Raw genomic sequence first — 3,387 nt, 5'->3', positions numbered from 1 at the left:
GCCCCACGAATCACAGCGGCGTTCGTGATGCTCCCAACGGGAGTGGAACTTCGTAGCTACCATGCTCGCTTTCGTATCTACGGATGAAAGCGTTCACCTGCCTGCCCAGTAGGTCAAACAGTGAGATAAACTCAGCAATAAGTCCCGCCACATAACCCTCATCAATGATGATACGGTGTCGAATCAGCCTGATACCGTTTTTTTGCTTACAGTAGTTTTCTATATCATCAGCCAGCCGCTCTACCCTGTGCTTCTCAATCTCACCTTCAGAGTGAACCAGAACATGCCTGATTTGCTCCACTTTCAGCATATCCTCCCATCGTTTCCACAATAAATTCCCCTGATTAATATCAAAACTGGCTTCTCTCCTCAAAAATTGACGATAACGTTTTATACACACTTCTTTTAAATACTTATCGCTCATGTCCTGTGGGAGAAGTTTATTAATTTCGGCGCATAATGTTTTAACTTGATGTTCAAAGAAATTATACAGTGTTATCACCATGGCCTTGCGATGCATGGGGGGGTAAAATTCGCCAAATTCTCTTATTTCTTGACTGTAACTATCAATAATATCCTCGTGATATTCACCACCATTATTTTTCAGATGTTCATTTATTTCATTGCAAAGCATATCATTGCTTTTCTTAATATTATCCTCTGAGTAATTATTGTATGCGGCGTAATTATGCAGATCTATTGTTGTGAAATGACACAGATGAAAAAGGGTCGTACCGAAGAAATCGATAACATTCGGGTAGCGAAATTCAGTATCCAGTTCCATATACATCCTTCGTCGTATTACAGCCTTAAGCTGTTGCCGGTCGCACCGCTAAAGTAAGTATTAATAATAATTCCTGCCCGGATTGGACGTACAGCACTTTTTGTCCAGTTTTTCAGTGCCTCGCTCCGCCATCGTCAATCCTCCACCTGAAATGTACAAAAAAATGCTATTCATTCTGGACATTTCGGCACTATCGGAAAAAGTGTCCAAAAAATATTTCTGTTGATCGTATTTATTTTTGTTGACCTGTTTCCGAAACCGTGAGTCTGTTCAGAGCTTGCATCTGAGCAGGCGAGGGGTTGGGCAAGCCCGCAGGGCGCGTCAGCCTGTCACATTGGGGTATACTCTAATGTCATAGTCTGAAAGCTATAATCAGAATGCACTGAAATAATCCCGCAATAAAATATTAGACAGCTTATATTTTCACTCTTCCTGCAGGCTGCCTTAGCATGCTGTACCAAACCGACCGATTTCGGACACCGCTTACAGCACCTGTTCAAAACTTAGTGAAATTAGTTTCGTACATGCGTTATAATTCGTACATCCATTTCGTACACAAAATTACGCCATGTCACGAGTTTTTGCTTACTGCCGGGTCTCCACACTGGAACAGACCACTGAAAACCAGCGCCGAGAAATTGAAGCAGCCGGTTTTACCGTTAAACCCCAGCGCCTGATTGAGGAACAAATCAGCGGATCAGTGGCTGCCAGCGAACGCCCCGGTTTTGCCAGACTACTTGATCGCATGGAAAATGATGATGTGCTGATAGTGACCAAACTTGATCGCCTGGGCCGTGACGCAATGGACGTGCGAAAGACCGTAGAGCAGCTGGCAGCATCCGGTATTCGCGTACACTGCCTCGCGCTGGGTGGCGTGGACCTCACCAGCGCGGCCGGAAAGATGACCATGCAGGTCATTTCGGCTGTGGCTGAGTTTGAAAAGGACCTGCTGATTGAACGCACGCATTCCGGCCTGGCAAGGGCTAGGGCAGCAGGCAAACGGTTTGGCCGGCCGCCGGCGCTTAACCAGGAACAGCGGCAGGCAGCGCTTGAACAACTGAAAGCAGGTGCCAGTATCAGCGCCATTGCCCGCGAGTTTGGGACCTCACGACAAACCATCATGCGCCTGCGTGGCGATGCAGTCAGCCCGGAGTTACCAGATTGACATCCACCCCCGACACAATCCGCTGAAGGAATGGCAATTCTGTTCACCACATTTGCTAAGAGATCAGGACTTACTTTGTAATCTGGAAGTACATCGAAGTTGCAACAATAGTACACTATTGCGTGACGTAGATTCGTGACGTATAGTTACTGCAACTTATTTGTTTATAACTACCGTCAGGTACAAAATTATGTCTCCAGCACAAGCTAAACAAAAGCAGCATGAACGCTACGAAGCCGTAGCGGTGCAGGTTTTGCGTGGTCGTGCCGGTTACAAACCTGCCGTGAAAAGCCGCTTCAGTAAGTCAGCCAGTAGCAAATTCTCTCATACTATCGCTTTTGCCTGATCCTGAACTTTGAGGCACAATAAACCATCATTCGCTGATGGTTTTTTTATGCCTGTTCAAGACGTTATTCCCCCCTATGAGCAGATGTACCTGCTAAATCAGCAGCTGATCTGCAACGCTGACCAGTTCAAACATGCCGTTATCACAGTTGGCGGTCAGGCTGTGCAATACTGGATATCCTATTATCATGCACAATATGGCGACAGATTGCCTGATGAGCGTCTCACCACTTCTGTTGACTGCGACTACAGCGCCCGGAAAGATGATATTGCGGCTATAGCAAAAACGCTCAACGTTAAGACGTGGGAGAACAAAGACGGCCAGCCCCCATCCCTTGCACAGTTTATGCTTATCGATCAGGACACACACGATATCAAACGGGATGATGGACGCTTATTTGCCGTACCGGATGCGCCTGACGAGCCAAATGTGGTGGATATTATCGACCGACCCGGAGGCTTTGACCGTTCTGATTTTCTGGGGGAAAAGCTTTACCTGTATACCGCCCCGTTTTATGTAGAAGCAACCGGCCCCGGTATGCCTGAAATGAATGAAAAGGTAAGGGTGTTGAACCCTGTCGCCTGTATGCGCTCGCGCTTTAGCAATCTGATTGCCTTGCGCCGTGATGCTGAAATTGAAATTGCGCGTATTAACGCGCTCAAGATCCCGTGTTATTTCTTTCTCATCGAACAGTTTGATGAACAGCCGTTCAAAGTTGCACGAGGAATCTTTATGGATTTGTGGTGGCTCGCGAATGACGAAAGCTGTCTGCGCCATCAGGCCTTCTGGCATAGCTGGCAGGGGCCGCTTCTTGAAGGGCAACAAAGTAACAACATCACTCTGATTGATGTGTTGGAAGGCGTACATGCATACCTGGAAGGGCATCTTGATGACTTTGAAATACCGGAAGCCTTTGTCACCAAAGAATTACCGCTAAAGCTCGCACAGCTGCGTGAACGCTGGGAGCGTTACGTGGTACTCAATGCTGAATGGGCAGCAAGAGGGCGCAGGGGATTTGAACGTAATCGCCGTGATGATTAGGGAAGGTGCGAATAAGCAGGTCATGTCTTCCCAAGCTGACTCGTTGATTAA

Annotated in this window: 4 protein-coding genes; 3 read left to right on the top strand and 1 reads right to left on the bottom strand. The window is 47.2% G+C overall.

What is annotated here, in order from left to right; all coding sequences use genetic code 11:
• Positions 1-10: 10 nt before the first annotated feature.
• Positions 11-784: a hypothetical protein gene (locus ACVCAM_RS26095; RefSeq protein ID WP_047363727.1), complete on the bottom strand. Its 774-nt coding sequence runs from the start codon at positions 782-784 to the stop codon at positions 11-13.
• Positions 785-1,352: 568 nt separating this feature from the next.
• Between ACVCAM_RS26095 and ACVCAM_RS26090 the strand changes: the two genes are divergently transcribed.
• From ACVCAM_RS26090 to ACVCAM_RS26080, 3 genes are all read left to right on the top strand, one after another.
• Positions 1,353-1,949, top strand: a complete 597-nt coding sequence (locus ACVCAM_RS26090) for a recombinase family protein (RefSeq protein ID WP_016247550.1) — start codon at positions 1,353-1,355, stop codon at positions 1,947-1,949.
• Between the two features lie 190 nt (positions 1,950-2,139).
• A complete protein-coding gene (locus ACVCAM_RS26085; RefSeq protein WP_000074143.1) occupies positions 2,140-2,295 on the top strand; it encodes a hypothetical protein in 156 nt (51 codons plus the stop codon).
• Positions 2,296-2,343: 48 nt separating this feature from the next.
• Entirely contained in the window at positions 2,344-3,336 is a 993-nt protein-coding gene (locus tag ACVCAM_RS26080; RefSeq protein ID WP_001145102.1) for a hypothetical protein, read from the top strand.
• Positions 3,337-3,387 lie beyond the last annotated feature (51 nt).

The organism is Enterobacter sp. CFEC122 (assembly GCF_052983755.1).
This window is presented reverse-complemented; position numbering and strand designations above follow the sequence as displayed.